21 protein-coding genes and 3 pseudogenes are annotated in these 25,430 nt (G+C 72.3%); 18 read left to right on the top strand and 6 right to left on the bottom strand.

All coding sequences use genetic code 11. The features are described 5' to 3' along the window. Nucleotides 1–147: 147 nt before the first annotated feature. A complete protein-coding gene (locus tag I6A81_RS15280) occupies nt 148–960 on the bottom strand; it encodes an amidohydrolase family protein (RefSeq protein WP_203003416.1) in 813 nt (270 codons plus the stop codon). 453 nt (nt 961–1,413) lie between these two features. Between I6A81_RS15280 and I6A81_RS15285 the strand changes: the two genes are divergently transcribed. From I6A81_RS15285 to I6A81_RS15310, 7 genes and pseudogenes are all read left to right on the top strand, one after another. Then, entirely contained in the window at nt 1,414–2,004 is a 591-nt protein-coding gene (locus tag I6A81_RS15285) for a hypothetical protein (RefSeq protein ID WP_203003417.1), read from the top strand. 65 nt (nt 2,005–2,069) lie between these two features. Further along, a complete protein-coding gene (locus I6A81_RS15290; RefSeq protein ID WP_203003418.1) occupies nt 2,070–2,984 on the top strand; it encodes an SDR family oxidoreductase in 915 nt (304 codons plus the stop codon). Between the two features lie 248 nt (nt 2,985–3,232). Continuing rightward, on the top strand, nt 3,233–4,423 hold the full coding sequence (locus tag I6A81_RS15295) for a cytochrome P450 (RefSeq protein WP_203003419.1): 1,191 nt from the start codon (nt 3,233–3,235) through the stop codon (nt 4,421–4,423). 68 nt (nt 4,424–4,491) lie between these two features. Next, a complete protein-coding gene (locus I6A81_RS15300) occupies nt 4,492–5,235 on the top strand; it encodes an SDR family NAD(P)-dependent oxidoreductase (protein WP_203003420.1) in 744 nt (247 codons plus the stop codon). Then, nucleotides 5,232–6,080, top strand: coding sequence for an SDR family NAD(P)-dependent oxidoreductase (locus I6A81_RS15305; protein WP_307874683.1), 849 nt, complete (start codon nt 5,232–5,234; stop codon nt 6,078–6,080). Before I6A81_RS15300 ends, I6A81_RS15305 begins: the two co-directional genes overlap by 4 nt. Beyond that, nucleotides 6,077–6,229 (top strand): annotated as a pseudogene (locus I6A81_RS43435) (TIGR03621 family F420-dependent LLM class oxidoreductase); the annotation flags it as partial. The gene I6A81_RS15305 and the pseudogene I6A81_RS43435, both read left to right, overlap by 4 nt. Nucleotides 6,230–6,481: 252 nt before the next feature. Continuing rightward, on the top strand, nt 6,482–7,039 hold the full coding sequence (locus I6A81_RS15310; protein ID WP_203003421.1) for a nuclear transport factor 2 family protein: 558 nt from the start codon (nt 6,482–6,484) through the stop codon (nt 7,037–7,039). Nucleotides 7,040–7,086: 47 nt separating this feature from the next. On the opposite strand, the pseudogene I6A81_RS15315 reads toward I6A81_RS15310, so the two are convergent. Next, a pseudogene (locus I6A81_RS15315) lies at nt 7,087–7,601 on the bottom strand (LLM class flavin-dependent oxidoreductase); the annotation flags it as partial. Nucleotides 7,602–7,705: 104 nt separating this feature from the next. Continuing rightward, nucleotides 7,706–7,807: pseudogene (locus tag I6A81_RS15320) on the bottom strand (sulfite exporter TauE/SafE family protein); the annotation flags it as partial. 174 nt (nt 7,808–7,981) lie between these two features. On the opposite strand from I6A81_RS15320, the gene I6A81_RS15325 reads away from it, so the two are divergent. Continuing rightward, nucleotides 7,982–8,431: a group II truncated hemoglobin gene (locus I6A81_RS15325; RefSeq protein ID WP_203003422.1), complete on the top strand. Its 450-nt coding sequence runs from the start codon at nt 7,982–7,984 to the stop codon at nt 8,429–8,431. Between the two features lie 369 nt (nt 8,432–8,800). Here I6A81_RS15325 and I6A81_RS44885 read toward each other — a convergent pair whose 3' ends face one another. Further along, nucleotides 8,801–9,850 carry a tetratricopeptide repeat protein gene (locus I6A81_RS44885; RefSeq protein WP_203003423.1) on the bottom strand — a complete coding sequence of 350 codons (1,050 nt, stop codon included), beginning with the start codon at nt 9,848–9,850 and terminating at the stop codon, nt 8,801–8,803. Nucleotides 9,851–10,429: 579 nt separating this feature from the next. On the opposite strand from I6A81_RS44885, the gene I6A81_RS43445 reads away from it, so the two are divergent. Both I6A81_RS43445 and I6A81_RS15345 read left to right on the top strand, forming a co-directional pair. Continuing rightward, entirely contained in the window at nt 10,430–11,311 is an 882-nt protein-coding gene (locus I6A81_RS43445; RefSeq protein WP_238429221.1) for a hypothetical protein, read from the top strand. A 458-nt stretch (nt 11,312–11,769) separates the two neighbouring features. Next, nucleotides 11,770–12,204, top strand: a complete 435-nt coding sequence (locus I6A81_RS15345; protein ID WP_203003424.1) for an HD domain-containing protein — start codon at nt 11,770–11,772, stop codon at nt 12,202–12,204. Nucleotides 12,205–12,420: 216 nt separating this feature from the next. Here the strand turns inward: I6A81_RS15345 and I6A81_RS15350 are convergent, their stop codons facing one another. Continuing rightward, a complete protein-coding gene (locus I6A81_RS15350; RefSeq protein WP_203003425.1) occupies nt 12,421–13,020 on the bottom strand; it encodes a zinc metalloprotease in 600 nt (199 codons plus the stop codon). Nucleotides 13,021–13,185: 165 nt separating this feature from the next. Here I6A81_RS15350 and I6A81_RS15355 point away from each other — a divergent pair, with 165 nt between their 5' ends. From I6A81_RS15355 to I6A81_RS15390, 8 genes are all read left to right on the top strand, one after another. Then, entirely contained in the window at nt 13,186–14,700 is a 1,515-nt protein-coding gene (locus I6A81_RS15355; protein WP_203003426.1) for an acyl-CoA carboxylase subunit beta, read from the top strand. 531 nt (nt 14,701–15,231) lie between these two features. Then, complete coding sequence (locus I6A81_RS15360; RefSeq protein WP_203003427.1) at nt 15,232–16,914, top strand: ABC transporter substrate-binding protein; 1,683 nt, start codon at nt 15,232–15,234, stop codon at nt 16,912–16,914. A 92-nt stretch (nt 16,915–17,006) separates the two neighbouring features. Then, nucleotides 17,007–17,942, top strand: a complete 936-nt coding sequence (locus I6A81_RS15365) for an ABC transporter permease (protein WP_203003428.1) — start codon at nt 17,007–17,009, stop codon at nt 17,940–17,942. A gap of 180 nt (nt 17,943–18,122) precedes the next feature. Then, nucleotides 18,123–18,923 carry an ABC transporter permease gene (locus I6A81_RS15370; RefSeq protein WP_203003429.1) on the top strand — a complete coding sequence of 267 codons (801 nt, stop codon included), beginning with the start codon at nt 18,123–18,125 and terminating at the stop codon, nt 18,921–18,923. Beyond that, nucleotides 18,910–20,964 (top strand): ABC transporter ATP-binding protein, encoded by a 2,055-nt coding sequence (locus I6A81_RS15375; RefSeq protein ID WP_203003430.1) that lies wholly within the window; start codon nt 18,910–18,912, stop codon nt 20,962–20,964. Before I6A81_RS15370 ends, I6A81_RS15375 begins: the two co-directional genes overlap by 14 nt. Nucleotides 20,965–21,043: 79 nt before the next feature. Next, nucleotides 21,044–21,469 (top strand): allene oxide cyclase barrel-like domain-containing protein, encoded by a 426-nt coding sequence (locus I6A81_RS15380; protein WP_203003431.1) that lies wholly within the window; start codon nt 21,044–21,046, stop codon nt 21,467–21,469. Nucleotides 21,470–21,473: 4 nt separating this feature from the next. Then, nucleotides 21,474–22,544 (top strand): 3-oxoacyl-ACP synthase III family protein, encoded by a 1,071-nt coding sequence (locus I6A81_RS15385; RefSeq protein ID WP_203003432.1) that lies wholly within the window; start codon nt 21,474–21,476, stop codon nt 22,542–22,544. Beyond that, on the top strand, nt 22,541–24,709 hold the full coding sequence (locus I6A81_RS15390) for an HAD-IIIC family phosphatase (protein ID WP_203003433.1): 2,169 nt from the start codon (nt 22,541–22,543) through the stop codon (nt 24,707–24,709). Before I6A81_RS15385 ends, I6A81_RS15390 begins: the two co-directional genes overlap by 4 nt. Here the strand turns inward: I6A81_RS15390 and I6A81_RS15395 are convergent. Beyond that, on the bottom strand, nt 24,635–25,324 hold the full coding sequence (locus I6A81_RS15395; protein ID WP_203003434.1) for a TetR-like C-terminal domain-containing protein: 690 nt from the start codon (nt 25,322–25,324) through the stop codon (nt 24,635–24,637). The genes I6A81_RS15390 and I6A81_RS15395 overlap by 75 nt on opposite strands. Nucleotides 25,325–25,430: the final 106 nt, after the last annotated feature.

Raw genomic sequence — 25,430 nt, forward strand, 5'->3', positions numbered from 1 at the left:
CCGCTCCGCACCCGACAACGCCATGATCCTCGAACCCCCAGAAGCCTGGGTGTTGCGAGGACCGCTAGAAGACGCCGCCCCGTTCACGACCCCCAGAGGGCACTATCGACGATCACGTGGAACGGCCAAACCCTGACGGTCGCGGTGCTACAGGGCGAAGACGCGGCGCGCGTTGCCGGCCAGGAACAGCTCGCGAGCCTCGTCGTCGAGCCCCAGGTCGTCCAGGTGCTCCAGCGCCTTCACGGGCATGATCATCGGATAGTTCGAGCCGAAGAGGACCTTGCGGCGCCCCCGGCCGCGCAGGTAGTCCACGAATTCCGCCGGGTAGCGGCGGGCGGTGTAGGCGCTGGTGTCGATGTAGACGTTGGCGTGCTTGTCCGCCACGGCGATCATCTCGGTGGTCCACGGGTAGCCGAGGTGACCGCAGACGATGGTCAGCTCCGGGAAGTCGAGCGCGACCTGGTCGATGTACGGGATCGGCCGGCCGGTCTCGGACGGCCGCAGCGGGCCGGTGTGGCCGACCTGGGTGCAGAACGGGACACCGAGGTCGACGCAGGCGGCGTACAGCGGGTAGTAGCGCCGGTCCGTGGGCGGGAGCTCCCAGAGCCAGGGCAGGAGCCGCAGCGCCACGAAGCCGAGCTCCGTCACGGCCCGGCGCAGCTCCCGCACGGCCTGGACCGGTCGGGTGAGGTCCGCGCCAGCCACTCCACGCAGCCGTCCGTCGGACTGGGCGACGAACTCGGCCACCTCGTCGTTGCTGATGAGTGGCCCCTGTGGGCCGTACCAGGCCGTGGTCAGCCCGATCTGGACGTCCGCGGCGTCCAGCGCGGCAACCGTCGCCGCCACCGGCAGCGGGTCCGTCAGCGGCTCGCGCCCGGTCCACCTCCGCAGGGAATCGAACATCTCGTGGTCGGAATGCCGCGGTGTCGGATGCTGTATCCACGCGTCGATGACCGGCACGGTAATCCGCTCCTTCGTCCGCCGCCGCGGACGGCGCCGCGTGGCCACTGAACAAACGCTTACCCGGGCCACAGGGTAGCCGGCCAGACCGGTCCACCAACCGACCAGAGGTCGCCACATCACGACCGGATCTATTCGAAAAATGTTCTCTCGCGACAGGCCGCGGAGTTCGTCTCGCGACCGGCGACGGACGCGGCGACGTGCTCGCCTCCTCCGGCGCGCTTGCCCTGATCCGGCCGGTGATCATCGCGAAAAACGTTCGGAATCGGTGTCGCCGTCACGGCGCCGCACGATCCGCGCCGGGGCCATCGCCACCCGCGCGGCGGACCGGCTCGGCCTGGCGCCAGGTCTCGCCCACCCGCCGGGCCTCGACGGTGGCGCGGCGGCGCGAGACGCCAGGACAACGGGCAGTCCCCGGACACATGGGTTCAGCCGCGACAATAGAATCCCGCCGTGAGCCGTCGCCGAATCTCTGGCCTGTCGTACCAGCTCGGCGTGACGTGCCTCGCTGTCGCCGCGTTCGCGGGTTGTTCCACTGATTCGGGCGGGGATGCCTCCTCGCAGCCACCCCCGCCCGCGTCGAGCCCATCCGTCGCGAGCAGCGCGGCCGGGCCGGCCTCGTCGACACCGCCGGTCTCCCCGACACCGCTGCCGTCTCCGACACCGTTGCCGAGTTCCGCCTACCCGCCGCTGCGCGGCTTCGGCGAGGTCCATGAGCTCGGCGGCATCGTCGCCATCTCCGACGACACCGACCGTCCCGTACTGAGCTTCGAGCCGAAGGCATACATCCACTGCGTCCCGCGGGCCGGCGACCTGGAATCCTGCCTGGACGGCTACCGCATCGAAGACGTCGGGACGGGACAACGCGGCTACGTGGTGGCGCCGACGGTCAGGGTCACCCTTGTGGTCGGGCCTGAGGAGTACCGGACCGGCGGCCTCGCGGACCTGCGTGAGTTCGTGGCCGGCCATCCGTCCAACCTGGTGATCCTGCGCCTTGACGCCGACGGACAGGTGATCGCCGTCGGCCAGCCCTGGCTTCCGTGATCTGCGTCGAAGACCGGGCCGACTCGCCTTGACCTCAAGGAAACTTGAGGTTCGACGATAGGGTCATGACGACCACGAACCAGCGGACAGTCCTGGTAACCGGCGCGACCGGCAACGTCGGACGGCATGTGGTGGCAGGTCTGCTGACGGCCGGCGCGCGGGTCCGCGCCCTCACGCGCGCCCCCACACGCACCGACCTGCCGGCGGCCTGGCACCCGACCCCCACCCCGACCGGCTCACCCGTCTCCGTGGAGGTCCTCGGAGGTGATCTCCTCGACCCCGCGTCGATACGCGCCGCGGCGGCCGGCGTCGACGCCGCCTTCCTGCTCTGGCCATACCTGACCACCGACGGCGCCGCCGCCGCGGTGCGCGCACTCGCCGAGCAGGCCCCTCACCTGGTCTTCCTGTCTGCGACAGCCGTCCGCGACGACGCCCCGCCAGGACAGGGCGACGTGTACGCGCAGGTCGAGGAGCTGATCCGCGAGGCCACCGCCGCGACCGGCGGAACCTGGACCTTCCTGCGCGCCAGCGGATTCGCGACCAACACCCTCGGCTGGGCCGAGCAGCTCGCCACCACCGGGGCCGTGTCCTGGGTGTACGGCAAGGCGGCCAGGTCACTGATCCACGAACGCGACATCGCCGACGTCGCCGTCGCGACGCTGCTGGACGACCGGCACGCCGGCGCGCGCCACGTCCTCACCGGACCAGAGTCGATCACACAGCTCGACCAGGTCCGCATCCTCGGCGAGGCGGCCGGCGTCCCGGCCCGCTGGGAGGAGATTCCCACGGAGGCGGCCCGCGAGCAGATGTCCGCCTTCGCGCCACCCGCATTCGTCGACGACGCGCTGCGCTACTGGGCCACCCTCGTCCACGAACCCGAGCCGGTCACCGACGACGTCGAACGGATCACCGGCCACCGGGCGCGCACCTTCCGAACCTGGGCCACCGACCACGCCGACGCCTTTCGCCGATCGACCTGACGGCCCACCCCGCATCTCCAGTCAGCCCACCAACCGACCCCGGAGGTCCAAGAAGGCGCCCCAAGAACTCCCCGCCTCTCGGCAGGCTCCGTCTTCCGATACCCGCCAACGGAGCTCCCCCAGGCCCACAGGCCTCCTCCGCTCTTGAGGAGCGGGCGAAGGTCCGCTTGCTCCTCGGAACGTCGACCTGTACGAACGTAAGGCACGATGCTATACGTTCGTACAGAGATGTCCAGGGAGGCCAGGCAGTGGGCGCAGGCGACCTCTACTACGACCCGTACGACGTCGCGATCGACGCGGACCCGTACCCCGTCTACCGGCGGCTGCGCGACGAGGCGCCGCTGTACCACAACGAACGCCTTGACTTCTGGGGTCTCAGCCGTTACGACGACGTCGCCGCGGCCCTCAAGGACCTCAAACGTCTGACCTCGACGAAGGGCGACATCCTCGAGGTCGTCCAGGCCGCGCCCGTCATGCCGCCGGGGATCTTCATCAACGAGGATCCGCCGCTGCACACGATTCACCGCGCCCTGGTCTCCCGGATGTTCACACCGAAGAAAATCAAGGCGCTCGAGGAGAAGATCCGGGCGTTCTGCGCGGCCTGTCTGGACCCGCTGGTCGACGAGGGCCGCTTCGACTTCGTGCTCGACCTCGGCGCCGAGCTGCCGATGCGCACGATCGGAATGCTGTTCGGCATTCCCGACTCGGAGCAGCCGTCGCTGCGATCCACCGCCCAGCGCGCCCTGCGCAACCAGCCGGGCAAGCCGCTGCCGGTCACCAAGGAGAAGTACTTCGACGGCGGGAACTACGGCGAGTACGTGAAGTGGCGGGTCGACAACCCGTCGGACGACATCATCACGGAGCTGCTCACGCTGGAGTTCACCGACCTGTCTGGGATGGTGCGCAAGCTGACCCGGCAGGAGGTCCAGATCTTCGTCGGTGTCATCGCGGGCGCCGGGGTCGAGACCACCGGCCGCCTGTTCGGCTGGATGGGCAAGGTGCTGGCCGAGCATCCCGACCAGCGCGCCGGGTTGGTCGCCGACCCTACGCTCATCCCGCGCGCGGTCGAGGAGCTGCTGCGCTACGAGCCGCCCGGCCCGCATGTGGCCCGCTACGTCACCGAGGACGTCGAATACCACGGGCAGACGGTCCCGGCCGGCAGCGCGCTGCTGCTCATGCTCTCGTCGGCCAATCACGACGAGCGTCAGTTCCCCGACCCGGAGCGGTTCGACATCCACCGCGACTTCAGCCAACTCGTCACGTTCGGAATCGGCGCGCACTTCTGCCTCGGCGCGGGCCTGGCCCGCCTCGAAGGGCGCATCGCTCTGGAGGAGGTCCTCAAGCGCTTCCCGACCTGGGAGATCGACGTGGCCGCCGCCCGCCGCGCGCCCACCTCGACGGTCCGGGGATGGGACTCCATGCCCGCCCTCGTCGGCTGATACGCCCACCGCGGGATCCGGACGGTGGCTGGCTTCCGGTCTCTCCTACTGGAAAGGAAACGCGATACATGACGCATGTGGCGGTTGTGACGGGCGGAGCGTCCGGCGTTGGTCTGGCGGTCTGTCAGCACCTGGCTCGCGCCGGTCTGGCGGTGGCGGTCTTCGACCTGGATGGAGCCGCTGCCAAGGACGCGGTGGAGAAGCTGCGCGCCGCGGGCGCGACGGCGTTCGCGGCCGAGGTCGACGTCGCGGACCGCGCGTCGGTCGACGCGGCGTTCGAGCGAGTGCGCGCCGAGCTCGGGCCCATTCGGATTCTCGTGACCAGCGCGGCGGTCTCCGGGTTCGCTCCGTTCGAGGAGATCTCCCTTGAGCTGTGGGACCGGTTCGTCGCGGTGAATCTCACCGGCACCTTCCACTGCATCCAGTCCGCGGTCCCGGACATGGTGGCGGCCTCCTGGGGCCGCATCGTGACGATCTCGTCGGCGGCGGGCCAGACCGGCACCGCCCGACAGGGCCACTACTCGGCGACCAAGGGCGGTGTCATCGCCCTCACCAAGGCCGTCGCGCTCGAGTACGCCGCCCGCGGCGTCACCGCCAACACGATCCCGCCGTTCGCCGTGGACACGCCGCTGATGCGCGGCCAGCAGGGTGCGCAGAACCTGCCGAAGACCGAGGTCATCGCCCGGATGATCCCGGCGAGGCGGGTGGGCACACCCGACGACATCGGCGCGACCTGCGCCTTCCTGTGCTCGGACGCCGCGGGCTACATCACCGGCCAGGTCATCGCCGCGAACGGAGGTGCGGTCCTGTGAACGACAGGTTCTCGCTTCAGGGGCGGGTCGCCGTCGTGACCGGCGGGGGCACCGGGATCGGCCGCGGCTCGGCGCTGGCGCTCGCCGAGTACGGCGCCGACGTGGTGCTGGCCGCGCGGCGGCCGGAGCCGCTGGAGTCGACCGCGGGGGAGATCGAGGCGCTGGGCCGGCGCACGGTCGCCGTGGCGGCCGACGTGACGAAGGCCGAGGAATGCCAGCGGATCGTCGACGTCACCCTCGCCGAGTTCGGCCGACTGGACATTCTTGTCAACTGCGCCGGCGGCGCGGAGACCAAATCGATCAGGAAGTGGACCGAGGACGAGTGGCACCAGGTCCTCGCCCTCAACCTCGGCTCCGTCTGGTTCCTGTCCCGCGCCGCGTCCGTCCCGATGCTCGCGGCGGGCCGGGGCGCGATCGTGAACATCTCGTCGGGCGCCAGCCTGCTCGGCATGCCGCAGGCCGCGCCCTACGGGGCGGCCAAGGCCGGGGTGAACAACCTGACGGCCTCGATGGCCGCGGCCTGGACCCGTAAGGGGATCCGCGTCAACTGTGTCGCCGTCGGCGCGGTCCGGGCCGCGACCCTGACCGACGACGCGGCCCGCTACGGGCTGGACCCGGAGGCCATCGGCCTGATGAACGGCGCCGGCCGGCTCGGCGAACCCGCCGAGATCGGCAATGCCGTGCTGTTCTTCGCCTCCGACGCCGCCAGCTTCTGCTCCGGCCAGACCCTCTACGTCCACGGCGGCCCCGGCCCCGCCGGCATCCGACACGGCCATCTCCCGCCGCGCCAAGAGGAACCGGTACACCGAAGACGCCCGCCCCCATCGGGCGATCACCGCAGGTGAGGACGACGAGCACACGACCGTTTCGTTTCGCCGTTCAGGGAACACGGGCGACATCCGCCCGTGAGTGGTACGACCTGGCCCGCGGGGCTGAAGACCTCGGGCATTCGACGCTGTTCGTCGCCGACCACTACCTCGGGCCCGGCCCGGCGACGATGGACATGGTGTTTCTCGCCGACCCCGATGGCACCCGCATCGAACTGGTCCAGGACACCACCAAACCGTTCCACCATTCCAAGCCCGCGGGCGCTGATGGCCCGCAACGTCGTCAGCGAGCGGCTCCTGGCTGGCATGCCCCGGGAACCCGCCCTCGCCCGCGACCGGCCCTTCCGGGACGTCCCCCGCAGCCCGGGCACTCGCACCTGACACGCCGTGCCACCACGCATCGACCGTAGGAGACCCGCATGACCGCCGAAACCGAGCTCGAGGAACTACGCCGCGAGATCCGGTACGTGAAGGACCGGATCGAGATCCTCGACTGCGTCAACAAGCAGGCCCGCGGCCACGACCGGCACGACGCCGACCTGATGACCAGCGTCTACGCCCCCGACGGGATCGACGAGCACGGCCCGGATGTCAACGCCGGCCCCGAGTACGGGGCCTGGGCCAACGCCCGGCACTCGCTGGTGTTCGCCGACCACCTGCACAACATCACGACGCACACCTGCGAAATCGACGGCGACGAGGCACACGCCGAGAGCTACGTCATCGGCACGATGGCCGGCAAGGACGGCAAGACGCTCGCCTTCATGGGGGGCCGCTACCTCGACCGCCTCGAACGCCGCGACGGCGCCTGGAAGATCACCCTGCGGCGCTGCACGATCGAGTGGGCCTTCACCGCCGACGCGTCCTTCCTCAACTCCGGCGCCTTCAAAGGATTTCTGAAAGGCACGTGGGACACCAACGACCTTTCCTATGCCCGTCCGCTGAACCTCGACACGGAGCCCGCCGTCCGCTGGTGACAACGCCCCACCGGCCCTGGCGGCCAAGGCCGGCGTGTGGCGCCAGGAGAGCCGTCGGCCAGCTCGCCAGCCACCCGCGGCAGCCGCGGGCCGAGCGCGGCGAGAAGCACCGGCACCGGCTGCACCGTCGGTGCCGTCTCGTCCTTCGCCGTCCAGTCCACGCCCTCGAACGTCACGGTCTCGCCGCGCAGCAGGCCCGTCAGGACGCGGAGGTACTCCTCAGTGTTGCGGCCTGGGTGGTCGTAGGGCAGGCCGTACAGACCAGTGATCCCGGACGCGTGCGACGGCCCGATGCCCAGGGTGAAACCGGGCCGTCCCATCGCTTCCGCGAGCTGGCGGCCCGGTTCGCTTGGAGGACCGGATGGCACGGGTACGCCTGGAGGACCGCCGTGCCCAACTCGATCGTGGCCGTCTCCCGGCCCGCGACCGCTATCGCCGCCAGCGGGTCAGCGAGCACGGTGCTGTCCAACCAGATGGAGCTGAACCCGTCCTTCTCGGCCTCCGTCGCCTGCGCGACGAGCCTTCCCGTCGTCGACGGCCGTCCTGTCAGACCAATTCTCACGTGACAATATCCTCAGCGTCGAAATCCATGATCGGCAATGAAGGTGTCGTTCAGGCTCGGACGAGGGCTGACCCGGCGCTACCCGCAGTCGTCGGCCGCGTTCCCACCTGCACCGGCAGTAGAAACACCGCGTCCGACACCCCGACCGGCGCGGTGACGACCGCGACGACCAGGCCCGCGACGAACCCGAACAGCACCGTCGTCACTGACGCCCCTCCCTGCGTCGTCGCGCGTCTCGTGGCTGGATTCCGCCGGCCGCGGGTAGCGGGACGGTGCCCCTGACGCCGGCGGCGAACAGGCCTTCAGGCGAAGGTCCGACGGCTCGCGATCTGGCACCGTAGGAGCCTGAGCCCGCACCACCCCAGGCCCGGGAGGCAGCCGTGGATTCCTCGCTCTACGACGACGTCGGCGGCCTCGACGGGCTACAGCGCCTGTCCAAGGCCTTCTACGACCGAGTGCTCGCCGACGAGCTGCTGGTCCCCGTCTTCGCGCACTTCACACCCACCCATCTCGACCATGTCGCCATCTGGCTCACAGAGGTCTTCGGCGGCCCCGCGGACTTCACCGCCCGCCTCGGCGGCCATCAGGCGCTGCTACGCAGCCACCTCGGCCTCGGCATCCGCGACGAACACCGCCAGCGCTGGCTGGACCACATGGCCGACGCGATCAACGAAGTGCTGCCGGGCCGGCCCGAGCTGGCCAGAACGCTCATGGACTACTTCGACTGGGGCACCGCCATCGCCCAGGACGTATCCCAGAATCCCGTCGGCACGGACCTCGGCGACCCCGGCCCAACTCCTCGCTGGGGGCACCAGGGCCTCGTCCACTAAACCGGGCCGCGCCGAGCCAGCCCCGGCTACTCACGGCGCGCTGCCTACTGCCGCATCGCGGCGGCTCATTCGCATGCTGTCCATGCGGTTCAGGGTGAACCTGACGGTTTCCTGTCGACGGATCTTCGCGGGACTGGTGGCCGACGCGCCGTCGAGTGGGCATGCGACTACGCTGGCGCCAGTTGGCGGTCTGGATCGAGGAGTGCAACCGGGCGGCAAGCGCTCCTCCGCGCCTTCTGACGATCACTGGTTCCTCCGACGAGAAGCCATGATCGGCAGGAGGTCGTTCCGCGTCAGGACGACGCGCGGGACCACGTCTTTCCACCTGCACCTATCACGTGGTGTGACGGCCGGTGGTAGAAGGCAAGCTTAGGTCAGGCCGGCTCGACGGGCTTGGGCGAGCCAGTAGTTCGCGTCGCGGTGGCGCCCGGTGGAGCGGAGCAGGACACCGAGGTTGTAGGCGGCCAGGGCGTCGCCCGCTTCGGCGCCGCTCCGCAGCCAACGTTCGGCCTCGCGCTCGTTGCCGTTCTGCTGGAGCAGGACACCGAGAGGTGACATCGCCGCGACCGCTCCGGCCTCGGCCGCGACACGCAGCCATTTTTCGGCTTCCGGCCGGCCGGCCTCAAGCAGGAGGGCGCCGAGATTGTTGGCGGCGTTGCGATCTCCCAGCTCGGCGCCTTTGCGTAACCAGGTCTCCGCCTCGCGCGGGTTGTCGCGGTGCCTTTTGATCAGAAGTCCGAGATCGGACATCGCCTGGCCGTGTCCGGCTTCGGCGGCGCGTCGGAACAGGCGTTCTGCCTCGTCGACGCGGTTGCCGGCTCGCGCGATCACGCCGAGGTTGTAGGCCGCTCGCGGGTCGCCGGCGTCGTCCGCGCTCCGCCACCACAGAACTGCCTCGGTCCGTCGACCGGTGTGGTGAAGCAACTCGCCGAGCGCTGTCATCGCCTCGACGATGTCGCCCTGCGCCGCGCGGCGCAGGAGCGGCTCTAGCTCGTCAAAGTTCATGCGCCCGTTCTCGACGATGCGGACGGCTTGGGCCCAGGCCGCTTCGGCGGCTGGTGCCCGCCCTTGCCCCTTGGCGGCGGCCCGGGCAGCCTCGCTGTCTCGTGCCCGCGGGTCCGCCGCACGGACTTCGGGGCCGGAGTGGACGTCGACCTCGCCCACGAACTCGGCATCCCGGGCGCCGCCGGCCTCAGCCCCCCGTCTCGCCCAGGCCGCGCCTTCCGCTGCCCGGCCGGAGACCTGCAGCAGGTGCGCCAGCCCGATCGCGGCGTGGGCATGTTCCGCCTCGGCGGCCTTCCGCCACCATTGTTCTGCTTCCTGCCGCCGGTCGGCGTCGAAGTGCAGCAAGCCCAGGTTGTAGGCGGCCTCCACGTCCCCGACGGTCGCCGCATCCTTGAGCAGCCCCGTCGCTCCCACCTGGTCGCCCTCCTCCAGGAGACGAGCGGCGAGGACCAGAATTGCCTGGACATCACCCGTAGCCGCGCGTCGGTCGAGCTCCCGGGTCGTGGTCGTGGGATCCGGGGTGGGCAGCGTGCGCGGAAGTGATACCTCGTAGCCGTAGAAGCGCTCGGTTTCTGCCACCCGTTGGCCTTCCCTTCCCGGTCAGAGGTGTCGGGTGATGGCCCGGACGCGGCGGCCATCGGTCCTGATGTCCAGGATCCACGTGGCGGCAGGGATGGGCAAGGTTATGCCAATGGCCCCGCGTGTGCTGAACAAACCGTCGATTCCCACGGCTCCCGGTGTGCGGCGTCGCGTCGTATTCAGGATTCAGGCACGAGTCTGGGCCCGAGGTGGGACGCTGACCAGGCAGTCCGTGAATGTCAGCGCTGCCCCGACCCCGACGAACCTGATCGCCGGCGGCCTGGGCGGGGGACGAAGGGGACGTCACCTCCAGCTACCGTTCAGTATTGCGGTGGCACCGGCCGGGCATCGCCATTCACGTCAGGTGGCAGGACAATGCCCATCGTCCTGGACCACTTCGTGTCCGTGGTCTCCTTGACGGACGTCCCCGATCTGGTGGAGATCATGGTTGACACGTCCCGCGCACGACTGTTCGGCAACCTCGACGAGTTGGCGGCTACCTGGCGGCTGGTGGTGGACCGCCCGGCTGGCAGCAGGCATCCGCGGGTGCCGCAGGCCGTGTATCCCGTCGACTACGGCTACCTGGAGGGCACCGTCGCCGCGGACGGTGACGGCGTGGACGTCTTCCGCGGCAGCGCCGTCGGCGCCGGCGTGGTGGGATTCCTCGTGACGACGGATCCGGGCAAGCGTGACGTAGAGGTCAAGATCCTGATCGACTGCACCGCCGACGAGATCGAGCGCGTGCGGCGACTGCTCGACGACGTCCTGGGCATCGGCGGCCTGCTCGTGCGGCGGGACCTGGAGACGCCACTGGCTCAGACAGCCCGGCGGCCGGCGAAAAGCCGGGGGCGCAGACGTAGCGGCAGCAGGGACGATGAGGCGCCTGGCGCAAGACGGGATGCCTTGAGGACCGCCGCCACGAACCGGCTCGGTCTGGCCGAGCCCGTCGACCCTACGCCGCGACGCTTTCATTCCCGAGACATCCAGGTACTCGGCGCGCAACGCCTCACCCGCGCACTGACCGATGCGATCAGCGATCCGCGGCTGCGAGCCCTCCTCACCCGGCTCGGACACCGCCCCGACGGCCCACTCGGCCATCTCCCCGGCGCGATCGACCAGGCCACCGACAGCGTCGAGATCCTCACCCAACCGAGCCGCCGCCGCGAATATGCTGCCCTACTCGGACTCCGGGCCCGAATCTCGGCAAGATGCCCGCAGAGTGGATCAATAAACTGGGGCGGCGCCGGCGACTGGGACGCAGAACAGATGCCCCTCGTCCGTCGGACTGTCTCGTGACTCTTCAGGTCGCGGCTGCGCGCGCACCATCACGGGCGTCATGCTTCAATCCGATTCGGCGGCCGGTAGCCTGCGGAATCTCGTGTGAGCTGCGAGTTTCGATCGCAGCAGTCGGACCCCAGCCGTACGCTGCCGTCCGGCTTGCCCTGGTCAGACCCCCACCTTTCAGCAGGCATGGGCATGTCGTGGATCACTAGTAGTGTCCTGATGTGATCGTGCGCGAGGGCGTTCTGCTTGTCGGTCGCTGTGGCCCGTGAAGGGAGCTCGGGGCATGTTGCAGGTGTTCGAGGCGGCGGCCGGTTGGCCGTCCGTGCGTGAGCGATTGGCCAGGCACACCGCGGAACAGGATCTAGCCTCGCTGGATGATGCGGTCGCCTTCGCTGTTCGGTGGCACGGGGACCAGACTCGGCCGGCGGGTGAGCCTTATGTCGAGCATCTGCTTGAGGTCGTGTGTGTTGGTGGAGGCGATCGGAACGACTGACATCGACGTGTTGCGCGCGGCCGTGCTCCACGATGTGGTCGAGGACACGGAGTGCTCGCTGGAGGATGTGCGCGAGCGCTTCGGTGACCGCGTCGCGGGCTTGGTCGACTGGGTGACCAAGCCCACGCCGTCGGAGGGCCAGACACGTGAGGAGGTGCGGGCGGCATATCTGACACGGTTGCTTGGCGCCCCGGATGATGCACTGTTGGTGAAGCTGGCGGACCGGCTGAGCAACGTACAGCGGCTGGACACGCATCCTCGGCCGGAGAAACGTCGTTCGTACTATCAGGAGACGGTGCGCGCTGTCGTCCCGCTCGCGCGGTCCCATCCGTGGTTCCGCCAGTGGTATGCGGCCTGGAGCGACGCTTTCAGCCATTTGGCTGTCGGCAGCCTGGACGCGGGTTCCCAGTGACACGTGCGGTGGGAGTTTCTGGACACGGCTCTTGCCTCATGACCTGTGACCACCTGGGCCTCACCACAAAGTTGGCGGACGGTCGAGCCTTGACGAAGGGCGGACCACGGGCGAGGGATCACCGGTGGGAGCCCGCATAGGGCTGGCCCGCGAACGACAGTCGCGGCTGGCGTAGTGGTGACACAGTGACGATCCGGGACAGGCGGTTCGGTCGCGTCAGGAGGGCAGTGGACCAGCGAGTGCCGCCGCCACCGTGTACGGCAGGTAGCGCGGCCAGACCAGCAGACCGCGCGCCAGTGACCGGATCTGCGGGCGCAACGGCGTCAGTGTGGCCACGCAGTGCCGCCAGGCCCCGGCCTCGTCCGCGGCGAACCGGGTCCCGGCCAGCCCCGCCCGAAACCGCCGCGCGTCCCCGCCGTCGGCGCGCCACGACGCCAGCCACGACCGCACCTCGGCGTCCGACGACGGCAGCGTCCAACCCCGCAGACCCTCCGCGACCCGCCCGCCAGCCGCGATCACGAATCCGTCCGCGCCGCCACCCTTGATCGAATGGACCCGGCCGTAGCTACGCCCGCCGGCCCGGATCGACGCCGAGCTGAACCGCGCCCGGGTGGCCAGCGCCGCCACCGCGTGCCCCGCCTCGTGCCAGGCCGTGGTAACCGCCTCCGCCCGGGCAGGGGCGTAGGTCCCGGCGAACCCGCCTTCGTACCGCTGCCTGATCCACACGTCGTGGACCAGCGACTCGTCGTCATAGCGCGCGAGCCGCGCGAGCTCGGCCCGCACGGCCTCCAGGGTCCGCCGCTCCCCCGGTGTCACCCCGCGACTATAGGCACCCGGCGGCCACGCCCGACGAACTGCTCAGCCGACCAGGTCAACCACGAAACAGCAGTGCTCTGGCAGGACCGAATTCCTGGCCCCGACGGGCCACGCCCCGCACGCGGCCTCAGCACGGCTTTAGCGCCCGCCGTCACCCTCGATCGCATGACGGACCTGGACAGCGGCATCGCCGCGACGGTGACCATCCCGGCGCAGGATCCGCGCGATCCCCGTCGTCGGTTGTCCCTGCTGTTCGACCCGGGCTCCTTCCAGCCGTTCCCGGCGCCGGCCGGATCCCGGGTACTCACCGGCCGGGGCCGGGTGGAAGGCGTCCCCGCCATCGCCTACTGCACCGACGGCAGCCGGATGGGCGGGGCGTTGGGCGGATCGGGCGCCCGGCACATCGCCGCCGCGATCGACCGGGCGGTGCGCGAGGGCGCCCCGGTCATCGGGCTGTGGCATTCCGGCGGCGCGGCGCTCGCCGACGGTGTGGAGGCGCTCGACGGGATCGGGGAGATCTTCGCGGCGAACGTCCGCGCGTCCGGCCGGGTGCCGCAGGTGTCCGTGGTGCTCGGGCCGGCGGCCGGCGGCGCCGCCTACGGGCCGGCGCTGACCGATGTGATCATTCTGGCGCCGGCCGGCCGGGTCTTCGTGACCGGTCCCGACGTCGTGCGCAGCGTCACCGGCGAGCAGGTCGACATGGAGGGGCTCGGCGGCCCGGACGCGCACGGCAGCCGCTCCGGGGTCGTGCACGTCGTGGCCACCTCCGAGGCCGACGCCCTCGCGCGCGCCCGGCGGATCACCACGCTGCTGGCCGCGCCGGGGCGGTTCGACCTCACGGGCCCGGACGCGCGGGCGGCCGACCCGAGCCCGCGCCTGCTGCTGCCGGACCGGCCACGGCGCGCCTACGACGTCCGGCCGCTGGTCCGCGCGCTGCTCGACGAGTCCAGCGCGCGGCCCGGGCAGGCGGGGGCGGGGCATGCCGTCCCCGTCCAGCATCCGCGGCGCGACGGCCCGGCCCCGGGCGCGTTCGAGGAGATCCAGCCCCGCTGGGCGGCGAACGTCGTCGTCGGGTTCGGCCGGCTGCGCGGCGCCAGCGTCGGCGTGGTCGCCAACAACCCGCTGCGCAAGGGCGGCTGCCTGGACTCGCTGAGCGCCGAGAAGGCCGCCCGGTTCGTGCGGCTGTGCGACTCGTTCGGCGTCCCGCTGGTCGTGCTCGTCGACGTCCCCGGCTACCTGCCCGGGGTCCGCCAGGAGTGGGAGGGCGTGGTGCGCCGGGGCGCCAAGCTGCTCTACGCGTTCGCCGAGGCGACGGTCCCCCGGGTCACCCTGGTGACGCGGAAGTCCTTCGGCGGGGCGTACATCGCGATGAACTCGCGCTCGCTCGGCGCCACCCGGGTGCTTGCCTGGCCGGAGGCGGAGGTGGCCGTGATGGGGGCCGAGGCGGCCGTCGGCATCCTGCGCCGGCGGGCGCTCGCCGCCGCCTCCGACGAAGACCGGCCGGGCCTGCTCTCCCAGCTCGCCGAGGAGCACGCCCGTACCGCCGGCGGGATCGAGCGCGGGGTGGAGCTCGGGGTCATCGACGCGATCATCGATCCGGCGGACACCCGCGGGCTGCTCGCCGAGGCCCTCGCCGGCGCGCCGGCGCGCCGCGGCGACCACGGCAACATCCCGCTCTGACCACCGGCGTCCTCGGGCACCGGCTCGCCGCCCCGCGGCACCTTCGCCTCACCGCCTTCGCCTCACATCAGCCCGCTCGCGTAGCTCAGCCACAGCTGGCGACGGCGCGTCAGCGCGGCGCCGACCCAGCTACCTCACCGGCCCTGACCCAGCCCGGCGACGGCCAGCTTCCTCGACCCCGAACCAGGTGGGGAGGGCGCACGGCGCACGGCAGGCGGGCGCCACAGCGCCCGCCACAGGTACGTAGTTCCTCTGATGTGAAGCAGCCGATCAGTCTGCGAACCTGAGCCCGCGGCGCGGCCACGCGGACCCGCGACCAGCGCGTACCCGCGCGGGCGGGGCGACGGTTCGCCGTGCCCGACCCCACCACGAGCACGCCGGTCCCGGCATCCCACGCCGGGCGCGGCACAGCGCGCCACGGCCGCCACGCCGCCTTGACGCGCGGCACCACCCGAACGGCACCGCACGAACGGCACCGCACGAACGGCACCGCATCAGCGGCACCGCGCCGCACCGACCGGTAAGGAAGTCATGAACATCAGGATCCAGGGGGGCGGACGGCACGCGCGGGCCATCCGGCGGACCTCCACCGTCCTCGCCGCGCTGGCCTTGACGAGCGTCACCGCCGTCGCGTGCGGCTCGGACGACAGCTCCGACACCCCGGCCGCCGCCAGCGCCACGCCGGTCGCGGGCGGGAAGCTCACCTACGCGACCGTCCAGGAGCCGAGCTGCATCGACCCGGGCTACGACCCGAGCACGGTCACCGGCGTCATCGACCGCAACATCTTCGACTCCCTCGTCTCGCAGACCGCGACGGGCGAGACGAAGCCCTGGCTGGCGACCAGCTGGACGGTCTCCCCGGACGGCAAGACCTACCGGTTCTCGCTGCGTGACGGCGTGACGTTCCACGACGGGACGGCGTTCGACGGCGCGGCGGTGAAGGCGACCTTCGACCACGCCGTCGACCCGGAGACGAAGTCGCTGTACGCCGCCGCGCTGCTGAGCGCCTACCAGGAGACCCGGGTGATCGACCCGCGGACCATCGAGGTGGTGCTCACGCGGCCGAACGCCTCGTTCCTGCAGAGCGTCGGGTCGCCGTTCCTCGGCATCCAGTCGCCCGCGTCGCTCGAGCGCTCCGCCGAGGAGCTGTGCACCAAGCCGGTCGGCTCCGGCGCCTTCACGTTCGTGAGCTGGACGAAGAACCGCGACCTGGTGCTGGCCAAGAACCCCGCCTACCAGTGGGCCCCGGACGCCGCCGACCACGACGGCCCGGCCTACCTCGACGGGATCACCTTCCAGTTCATCTCCGACGACACGGCCCGGTTCGGCGCGCTGACCTCCGGCCAGGTCAACGTCATCAACAACGTCCCGGCGGCGAACATCCGCGCGCTGAAGGCCAACGGGTCCCTGCAGTACCTGCGCGCCGACTCGCCCGGCCTCGCCTACTCGCTGATCCTCAACACCGGCCGCGAGCCGCTGTCGGACGTGCGGGTCCGCCGGGCGCTGCTGCGCTCGGTGAACCTCGACGCGCTGGTCGAGTCGGTGTACTTCGGCGAGTACAACCGGGCCTGGAGCCTGCTGAGCCCGACCACGATCGGCTACGACAAGTCCCTCGAAGGCACCTGGAAGTTCGACGCGGCGCTGGCGAACAAGCTGCTCGACGAGGCCGGCTGGACGCAGCGCGACGGTGACGGCTTCCGTACCAAGGACGGGAAGCGGCTGACCATCGTCTGGCGGACCGGCGCGCAGCTCGACCGGGACGGCCGCGGCGTCGTGGCCCAGGGCGTCCAGGCGGACGCCAAGAAGGTCGGCATCGACCTGCAGTACATCAGCGAGGACGTCGGCACCTTCAGCCAGCACATCTTCGCCGGTGACCTCGACATCTGGGGCGGCAACTACCAGCGGCCGGACGGCGACATCCTGCGGTTCGCGTTCGCCTCCGACCAGGGGATCACCAAGGGCGGCGGCAACCTGTTCGGCCTACAGGACCCCACCCTGGACCGGCTGCTGAACGAGGCGTCGACGACCACCGACGAGGCGGTCCGGGAGAAGAACTGGGCCGACGCCCAGCAGTACGTGATCGACAACGCGCTGGCGGTGCCGCTCACCGTCGGGGCGAACCTGGTCGGCGCGTCGAACAAGGTGCAGGGCCTGCGCTTCGAGCAGTCCTCGAACCTGACGTTCTTCGACACCTGGCTGGACCCGACGAAGTGACGCGGCCGACCGCGGGAGCCCACCGCGCGAACGGCGCGGATTCCCGCCGCGCAAGGTCCACCGAATGAGGCCCACCGAATGAGGTCCATGGCATGAGGTCCACCACGTGGTGGCTGGCCCGGCGCCTCGCGCTCGCCGTCCTGGTCGTCGTCGGAGCGGCGACGGTGGCCTTCGGGGCCCTGCAGCTCGTTCCCGGCGACCCGGTGCACGTGATGATGGGCGGCGCGGCCCCGAGCGAGGAGGTCTACGAACGGACCCGCCACGAGCTCGGGTACGACCAGCCGCTGCCCGTCCGCTACGGCGAGTTCCTGGGCCAGCTGCTGCGTGGTGACCTCGGCCAGTCCTACCAGCTGCACCAGCCGGTGGCGGACGTGATCGGCAGCCAGCTGTGGCCGACCGTCCAGCTGGCGCTGGCCGCGTTCGGGCTCGCGTTCGTGGTGGCGGCGGCGCTCGCCGTCACCACGGCCGGGCGCCGGTCCGGGTGGCGACGGGTGGCGTCGGCCGCCGAGCTGCTGATGATCTCGACGCCTGGCTTCTGGGTCGGCGTGCTGCTGCTGACGTTCTTCTCGTTCCGGCTGCACCTGTTCCCGGTGGCCGGCGGCGACAGCCTGGCCGGGCTCGTGCTGCCCGCCGCCACCCTGGCGATCGGCCTGATCGGGGTGTTCGCGCAGGTCATGCGGGAGGGCCTGGAGCGGGCGCTGGAGCAGCCGTTCGTGCTCAGCGCCCGGGCACGCGGCACCGGGGAGACCGCGGTGCGGCTGCGCCACGCGCTGCGCCACGCGCTGATCCCCATGGTCACCCTCTCCGGCTGGATCGTCGGCTCGCTGCTCGGCGGGGCCGTGCTGATCGAGACGATCTTCAGTCGGGAGGGGCTTGGGCGGATCACCGCGACCGCCATCGCCGGGCGTGACCTCCCGCTGGTCACCGGCGTCGCGGTGGTGGCGGCGACGATCTTCGCTCTGCTCAACATCGCCGTGGACCTGCTCTACCGGGTCATCGACCCCCGGATGAAGGAGGTCGTCCGGTGAGCACCCCGGAGCTGACGACATCGAAGCTGGCCACATCGAAGCTGACCCCGTCGGAGCTGGGGGCGCCCGAGCTGGGGGCGTCCCGCCCCGAGGGCGCCGGCGCCGCGGGGGGGGCCGGCGGCCGTGGCCGGCGTGGCGCGCCGATCCGCCGGGCGGGGCCGCCGGCGGATCGGCCCCGGCGTGGCGGTCAGCGCGCTGCTGGTCGCCCTGATCGCCCTGGCGGCGCTCTGGCCGGGCCTGCTCGCCCGGGCCGACCCGAACGCGGCGGAACCGGTCGACGCGCTGCTCGGGCCGAGCGGCGCGCACTGGTTCGGCACCGACCAGCTCGGCCGGGACGTGTACAGCCGGGTGGTGCACGGCGCCCGGGTGTCGCTGTTCATCGGCGTCGGCGCGACCGGCATCGCGCTGCTGCTCGGCTGCCTGATCGGGATGCTGGCCGCGACCTGCGGCCGGCTCGTCGACGAGATCCTGATGCGGATCACCGACGTGCTGCTGTCGTTCCCCGGGCTGCTGCTGGCCCTGCTCGTCGTCGCCATGCTGGGGCCGAGCAGCACCAACGCGACCATCGCCATCGGCCTGTCCAGCGCGCCCGGGTTCGCCCGGCTGGTACGGGGCGAGGCGCTGGCGATCCGCGAGGCCGGCTACGTGCGCACCGCGGTCACGTTCGGCGCGGGGCGGGCCCGCGTGTACCTGCGTCACCTGCTGCCCAACGCGCTCACCCCCCTGCTGGTGCTCGCGCTGCTGAGCGTCGGCGCGGCGATCATCGCGGGCTCGTCGCTGAGCTATCTCGGCCTCGGGCCGCGGGTGCCCACCGCCGAGTGGGGCTCGATGCTGGCCCAGGGCAAGGACTTCCTCACCATCTCCTGGGCGATGGCCGTCTTCCCAGGGCTCGCGATCACCGTGACCGTCATCGCCATCAACATCGTCGGCCGTGACCTGCAGCGGCGCTTCGAGGGGAGACACCCCGTTGGCCGATTCTGATCCGCTGCTCGCCGTGGACGACCTGCGGGTCTCGTTCGCCACCCGCGGCGGCCCGCTCGCGGCCGTGCGCGGGGTGAGCTTCACGCTGGCGGCGGGCGAGTGCCTCGCGATCGTCGGCGAGTCCGGCTCGGGCAAGAGCGTGACCGCCCGGGCGCTCGTCGGCCTGGTCGGGGCCGGCGCGGCCGTGTCGGCGCGCCGGCTCGAGCTCGCCGGGCAGGACCTGCTCGCCCTCGGCGAGCGGGACTGGCGCCGGGTCCGTGGCCGGCGGGTCGGGCTGGTGCTCCAGGACGCGCTGTCCTCCCTCGACCCGGTCCGGACGGTCGGCGCCGAGATCGCCGAGACCCTGGGCAACCATCGCCTGGTCCCCCGCTCCGCGCGGCCCGCCCGGGCGGTGGAGTTGCTGGCCGAGGCCAGCGTCCCGGAGCCGGCGCTGCGCGCCCGGCAGCGTCCGTTCGAGCTGTCCGGCGGGCTGCGCCAGCGGGCGCTGATCGCCTCGGCGCTCGCCGGGGAGCCGGCGGTGCTGCTCGCGGACGAGCCGACCACCGCGCTGGACGTGTCCGTGCAGGCGCAGATCCTCGACCTGCTCGCCGCGCGCAGGGCGGACGGGGTCGCGATCCTGCTGATCAGCCACGACCTGGCGGTCGTCGGCCGACTGGCCGACCGGGTCGCGGTGATGTACGCGGGCACGATCGTCGAGGAGGGCGGCGTCGACGACCTGCTGCGCTCGCCGCGTCATCCCTACACCCGGGAGCTGCTCGCCGCCGTGCCGTCCGCGCACGCCCGCGGCACCCGGCTGGCGGTCCACCGGGACGCGGCGGCGGCACCGGCCGTCGCCGCGCCGGACGCGGCCGGCTGCCGGTACGCGGCCCGTTGCCCGCTGGCCGAGGACCGCTGCCGCATGGCCGACCCGCCGGCGATCGACGTCGGGCATCCGGCGCCCGGCGCGGGGCTGTCCGCGGACGTCCCGCGCCCAGCGGCCGTGGATCTGGGTCTGCCGGCGGTCGAGAAAGGTCCGCCCGCGGCGGCGGCCGGCCCGGCCCGGGGCGGGGGAACGGCGGCCGCCGCCGTCGCGCATCGCGCCTGGTGCTGGCGGATCGACGAGCCATGGCCGGCCCCGCCGGCCGGCCCGGCCCGCGGCCGGGTACAGCACGCCGACGACGTCGTCATCGAGGTCGACACGGTCTGGAAGAGCTTCCGCGGCCCCGACGGGTCACGCAGGCCGGCCGTGCGCGGCGTGTCGTTCCAGCTGCGCGTGGGCGAGACGGTCGGCCTGCTCGGCGAGTCCGGCTCCGGCAAGAGCACGACCGCGGAGATGGTCCTGGGCCTGCTGGAGCCGGACGAGGGCGCGGTCCTGCTGCGCGGACGGCCCTGGTCACGGCTGGGAGAGTCGGCTCGGCGGCCGGACCGGCACCGGATCCAGCTCGTCCCGCAGGACCCGCTCGGCGCGTTCGACCCCCGCTACACCGTCGAACGGCTCATCGGGGAGGCGCTGCGCGCGCCGGGCCGGCGGGCGGCGGCACGCCAGCGGGGCCGGATCGTCGAGCTGCTCGGCCTCGTCGGCCTCGACGCCTCGGTGCTGCCGCGGCGCGCCACCCAGCTCTCCGGCGGCCAGCGGCAGCGGGTCGCCATCGCCCGGGCGCTGGCTCCCGAGCCGGACGTGCTGGTCTGCGACGAGCCGGTGTCCGCGCTGGACGTGTCCATCCAGGCGCAGATCCTCGACGTGTTCGCCGACGTCCAGGACGCCCTCGGCGTGGCGATGCTGTTCATCTCGCACGACCTGGGCGTGATCTACCACACCTGCGACCGGGTCCTGGTGATGCGGGACGGCGAGCTGCTGGAGCAGGGCGACGTCGAGCGGGTGCTGCGCGCGCCCGCGCACGACTACACCCGGGCGCTGCTGGCGGCCGTGCCGCGCCTCGGCCCCGCCACCGGGCAGGTACCCGCCGGCTCGGGCGCCGGCGACGCCGCGCCCGCCGACGGTCTCGGTGTCGGCTCCAATGTGGGCTTCGGTGTCGGCTCCGGCGTGGGCCCGCGCCGCTGAGAGCCCGCGCCTCCCGCCGGCTGGCGGGCATCCCTCGTCGGCTTAGTCCGCCTTTAGCGCCTCCTCGGATTCTGGAGCCATGTCACAGCACCCCAGCGGTCTCATCGTCATCGGTCCCCTCACCGAGGTGACCACCGAGCTCAAGGTCGGCGACGGGGTTCTCGGCGCGCCGAAGGTCGGTGACTACGGCACGTACCAGGACGACCTGATCGACGCGGACGGCAACAAGATCGGCGAGGTGTTCGGGCGCGCCGAGGGCGTGTACCAGCGCCCGTCCGACGGCCACCTGTTCAGCTGGTACGTGGAGGACATCACCCTGCCCGGCGGCACGGCGGTGTACGAGGGGCCACTCGACGTCACCCTGGCGCAGACCGGAACCCCGGTGAAGGTGCCGATCGTCGGCACCGGCGGCAGGTACGAGGGCCTGCTCGGGACCCGCGAGGTCACCGTCGTGAGCCCCGATCGCTATGTCGACGTGAAGTTCGTGTTCTTCCCCGAGGTCTAGCCCGATGAGCGGCCGTGAGGTTCAGCTGCGCTCGGTCGGCACCGCGCTGCCCGGGCCGGCGATCGACAACGCCACGCTCGCGCGGCGGTTCGGGGTCGGCGAGGTGTGGGAGCAGTGGGTCGAGGCGTTCCTCGGCACCCGCACCCGCCACCTGTCCGTCGACCTGTTCACCGGCGAGGTGGACGGGTGGCTGGCCGACCTGGGCGCGCTGGCCGGGCAGCGCGCCCTGGCCGCGGCGGGGGTGGCGCCCGGCGAGGTCGACCTGATCGTGCTCGCCACCTCCTCCCCCGACCAGCTGATGCCCGCCACCGTGAACGTCATCGCCGACCGGCTCGGCATCGACGAGATCCCGAGCTTCCAGCTCCAGTCCGGCTGCTCGGGCGCGCTGCAGGCGCTCGACCTGGCCCGCCAGCTGCTGCTGGGCGGCCGGCACCGGACCGCGCTGGTGCTCGGCGGCGACGTGTCGGCCAAACAGTGGGACCTCACCGCCGACCCGCGCACGGTGCCGCAGGCCCAGCTCGTCAACGCCGCCATGTTCGGCGACGGCGTCGGCGCGGCGGTCCTCGGCGTCGACGCCGAGCCCGGCACGCAGCCCGGCACGCAGCCCGGCGCCGGCTCGGTGGTGCTGCGGGAGGTGCGGGTGCGTCTCGGCGGGCTGGGCCGACCGTCGGGGCACGTGGTCGAGTGGTTCGGCGTCGCCGACCGGCACCGGCTCGGCCCCGGCGTCGACGAGGACTACAAGGCCATCGAGCAGCTCGTGCCGGGACTCGCGGAGCAGGTGCTCGACGAGCTGCTCCACGACGTCGGCTGGAAGCGCTCCGACGTCGACTACCTGCTGCCCCCGCAGCTGTCCGGCCGGATGACCGCGAAGATCGTCGAGACGCTGGCGGTCCAGGGGGCGGTGGAGGTCACCGTGGTGCCCGACGTCGGCAACACCGGCAACGCGCTGCCGTTCTTCCAGCTCGAGCGGCTGCTGCCGCGGCTTTCGCCCGGCGACCGGGCGGTGGCGCTGGCGATCGAGTCGAGCAAGTGGATCAGGTCCGCGTTCGCCCTGGAGAAGGTGGCGGCACCATGACGGCCACGCCCACCGAACACGCCTCGCCCGGCGGGAACCCCGGCCACGCCCCGCCCGGCCCGCCCGCCGGGCAGACTACGCCCGCCGGTCACACCGCGCCCGCCGGGCGCCCGGCGGCGGACGAGCTGACCACGCTGGCCCGGGCGGGTGAGCTCGCCGCCGCGTTCCCGCGCCTGGCCGGCCTGCTGGCCGGCGCGACCGACGCCGAGCTGGCCCGCGCCGGCCGGCTGCTGGCCCGGCTCGACCCGGCCGACGTGCTGGGGGCACACCCGCGGACACCCATCGTCCGGATCGCCGTCACCGGGCACGGCACGCTCGCCCCGCTGGTGCCGGCGCTCACCGGAGAGCTGGCCCGGCACGGCCTGCTGGCGATCCCCCGGCTCGGCGACTTCGACTCCTGGGTCTTCGAGCTGGGCGACCCCGCGAGCGCGCTGTACCAGCACAAGCCGGACCTCGCCCTGGCGGTGCTCGACCCGGCGGTCGTGTTCGACGAGGTCGGGCTGCCCTGGGGGCCGGACGACGTCGAGCGGGTGCTCGCGGACAAGCTCGAGCTGATCGAGCGGCTGGTCGCCGGCTTCGCCGCGGCGAGCCGCGGCACGCTGGTGCTCAACACGCTGCCGCTGCCGCGCCGGTACGCCGCCCAGCTCGTCGACCACCGGTCACGGGCCAGGCTCGGGGCGGTGTGGCGCGCGGCGAACACCCGCCTGCTCGGCCTGGCCGAAAGCCAGCCCTCGGTGATCGTGCTGGACCTGGACCCGCTGGTGGCCGAGGGCGTGCGGGTCATCGACCCGCCGCTCGCCGCGTACGCGAAGGCGTACCTGTCCGGCGAGCTGCTGGCCAGCTACGCCCGGGAGGTCGGCCACCTGGCCCGCGGCGTCACCGGCCGGACCAGCAAGTGCCTCGTCCTCGACCTGGACGGCACGGTGTGGGGCGGCATCCTCGGCGACGACGGCATCGAGGGCATCGAGGTGGCGGAAAGCTTCCGCGGCGAGGGCTTCCGGGCCTTCCAGCGGGTGGTCCGCCAGCTCGGCTCGCAGGGGGTGCTGGTCGCCGCCGTCAGCAAGAACGAGGCGGCGAACGTGCGCGCGGCGCTCGCCCACCATCCCGCGATGACGCTGCGCCAGGACGACTTCGTGCGGGTCATCGCGAACTGGGAGCCGAAGCACGACAACCTGCGGGAGCTGGCCGCCGGTCTGAACCTGTCGGTCGACAGCTTCGTGTTCGTGGACGACAGCGCCTACGAGCGCGGCCTGGTCCGCGAGACGCTGCCCGGCGTCGCGGTGGTGGCCGTGGACGACGACCCGGCGGGCCACGTGGACGCGCTGCTGCGCGACGGCTGGTTCGACACCCGCGAGCTGACCGCCGAGGACCGGGCCCGGCCCGGCGACTACCGGGCCGAGGAGGCCCGGCGGGAGTTCACCGCGTCGGCCTCCTCGCTGGAGGACTACCTGCGCGGGCTCGGGGTCGAGGTGTGGCTCGCGCCGGTCCGCGACGGCGAGGTGCCCCGGGTCAGCCAGCTGACGCTGCGCACGAACCAGTTCCACACCACGACGCGCCGGCTGCAACCGGCCGAGCTGCGCGCGTACGCCGACTCCCCCGGCCGCGCCGTGCTCGCCGTCCGGTCGCGGGACCGGTTCGGCGACAACGGCCTGGTGGGGGCGGTCTTCCTGCGCCGGGAGACCGATCCGGCGGCCGGGGCCGACGCCGTGGTGCTGGAGAACTTCCTGCTGAGCTGCCGGGTGTTCTCCCGGGGCATCGAGCAGGCCGTGCTCGCCGCCGTGCTGCGCCGCGCCCGCGAGGCCGGCGCCGCGGCGGTCGTCGCGCGCTACCGGCCGACCGCGAAGAACGTCATCGTCGCCGACCTGTATCCGCGGCACGGCTTCACCGGCGCGGCCGGGCGGGCCGACGCGGGCTCCGGCGCGGCCGGACCGGCGCCGGGCACGGGCGAACGGAGCTTCACGCACGACCTCACCGAGCTGCCGGACGTGCCAGGCCACGTCACCCTGCACGACACGGTCACCCTGCACGACACGGTCACCCTCCACGACACGGCCGCCCCGCATGACACGGCCGCCCCGCGCGCGGACGGCCTAGCGCCCGGCCTCGCACAGGGCGAGCAGCACGTCGTCGACGATCGAGGCCAGGTACGGGTCGGGGACCGGTGAGCTGTCCACCATCGAGCGGCGCAGGATCATGGCCGGGCCGATCTGGGCCACCAGGGGCGACACGGCCTCGGCCCGGACGACGCCGCGCGCGGCTCCCGCCCGCAGCACCTCCAGGATCCGGCTCTCGCAGGGCCCCATCACCAGCTCGCCGACGAGCGACTGGCAGTCCGCGCCCGCGTCCACCGCCGCCATCTGCAGCACCGCGCCGTGGGTGGAGTTGACCGACCGCTGCACGCAGCCGAGCAGCGCGAGCAGGTCCACCCGCAGGTCGCCGGTGAGCCGGACGGCGCTGGGCGCGGGCAGCAGATGGCGGACGGTCGCGAGGACCAGGTCCTCCTTGCTCTGCCAGCGGCGGTACAGGGCCGCCTTGCCGGTGTGCGCCGCGGCCGCGACGCCGTCCATCGTCAGCCGGGCGTAGCCGACGGAGCCCAGCTGGTCGAGCACCGCCTGGAAGATCGCCGTCTCCAGCGCCGAACCGCGGCGCCGGGTCGCCGGCGCGGCGGCGACCGCGGACCCGGTGGCACCTGGGTCGGTGGCGCCTGGGTCGGTGGCGCCTGGGTCGGTGGCTCCCGCGTGGGTGGTCTCGGCCGCCGCGGGTGCCCCAGTGGTCGTCACTGCGCGCACCCCCCAACTGGATCGTCACCAGGCCGTTGCCGTCGGCGACCGACGGCTCCTATAGTAGACATCGTCGTTCCCTAATGCCGCTGCCTCCGGGTGGCCA

This window comes from Frankia nepalensis (genome assembly GCF_016786325.1).
Classification (GTDB): Bacteria; Actinomycetota; Actinomycetes; order Frankiales; family Frankiaceae; genus Pseudofrankia; species Pseudofrankia nepalensis.

Bases quoted from the DNA above. Each gene is read 5' to 3' on its own strand.
- I6A81_RS15290 (WP_203003418.1), top strand. From the start codon at position 2,070: ATGACGACCACGAACCAGCGGACAGTCCTGGTAACCGGCGCGACCGGC.
- I6A81_RS15310 (WP_203003421.1), top strand. From the start codon at position 6,482: ATGACCGCCGAAACCGAGCTCGAGGAACTACGCCGCGAGATCCGGTAC.
- I6A81_RS15360 (WP_203003427.1), top strand. From the start codon at position 15,232: ATGAACATCAGGATCCAGGGGGGCGGACGGCACGCGCGGGCCATCCGG.
- I6A81_RS15390 (WP_203003433.1), top strand. From the start codon at position 22,541: ATGACGGCCACGCCCACCGAACACGCCTCGCCCGGCGGGAACCCCGGC.
- I6A81_RS15380 (WP_203003431.1), top strand. From the start codon at position 21,044: ATGTCACAGCACCCCAGCGGTCTCATCGTCATCGGTCCCCTCACCGAG.
- I6A81_RS15365 (WP_203003428.1), top strand. From the start codon at position 17,007: ATGAGGTCCACCACGTGGTGGCTGGCCCGGCGCCTCGCGCTCGCCGTC.
- I6A81_RS15355 (WP_203003426.1), top strand. From the start codon at position 13,186: ATGACGGACCTGGACAGCGGCATCGCCGCGACGGTGACCATCCCGGCG.
- I6A81_RS15385 (WP_203003432.1), top strand. From the start codon at position 21,474: ATGAGCGGCCGTGAGGTTCAGCTGCGCTCGGTCGGCACCGCGCTGCCC.
- I6A81_RS15300 (WP_203003420.1), top strand. From the start codon at position 4,492: ATGACGCATGTGGCGGTTGTGACGGGCGGAGCGTCCGGCGTTGGTCTG.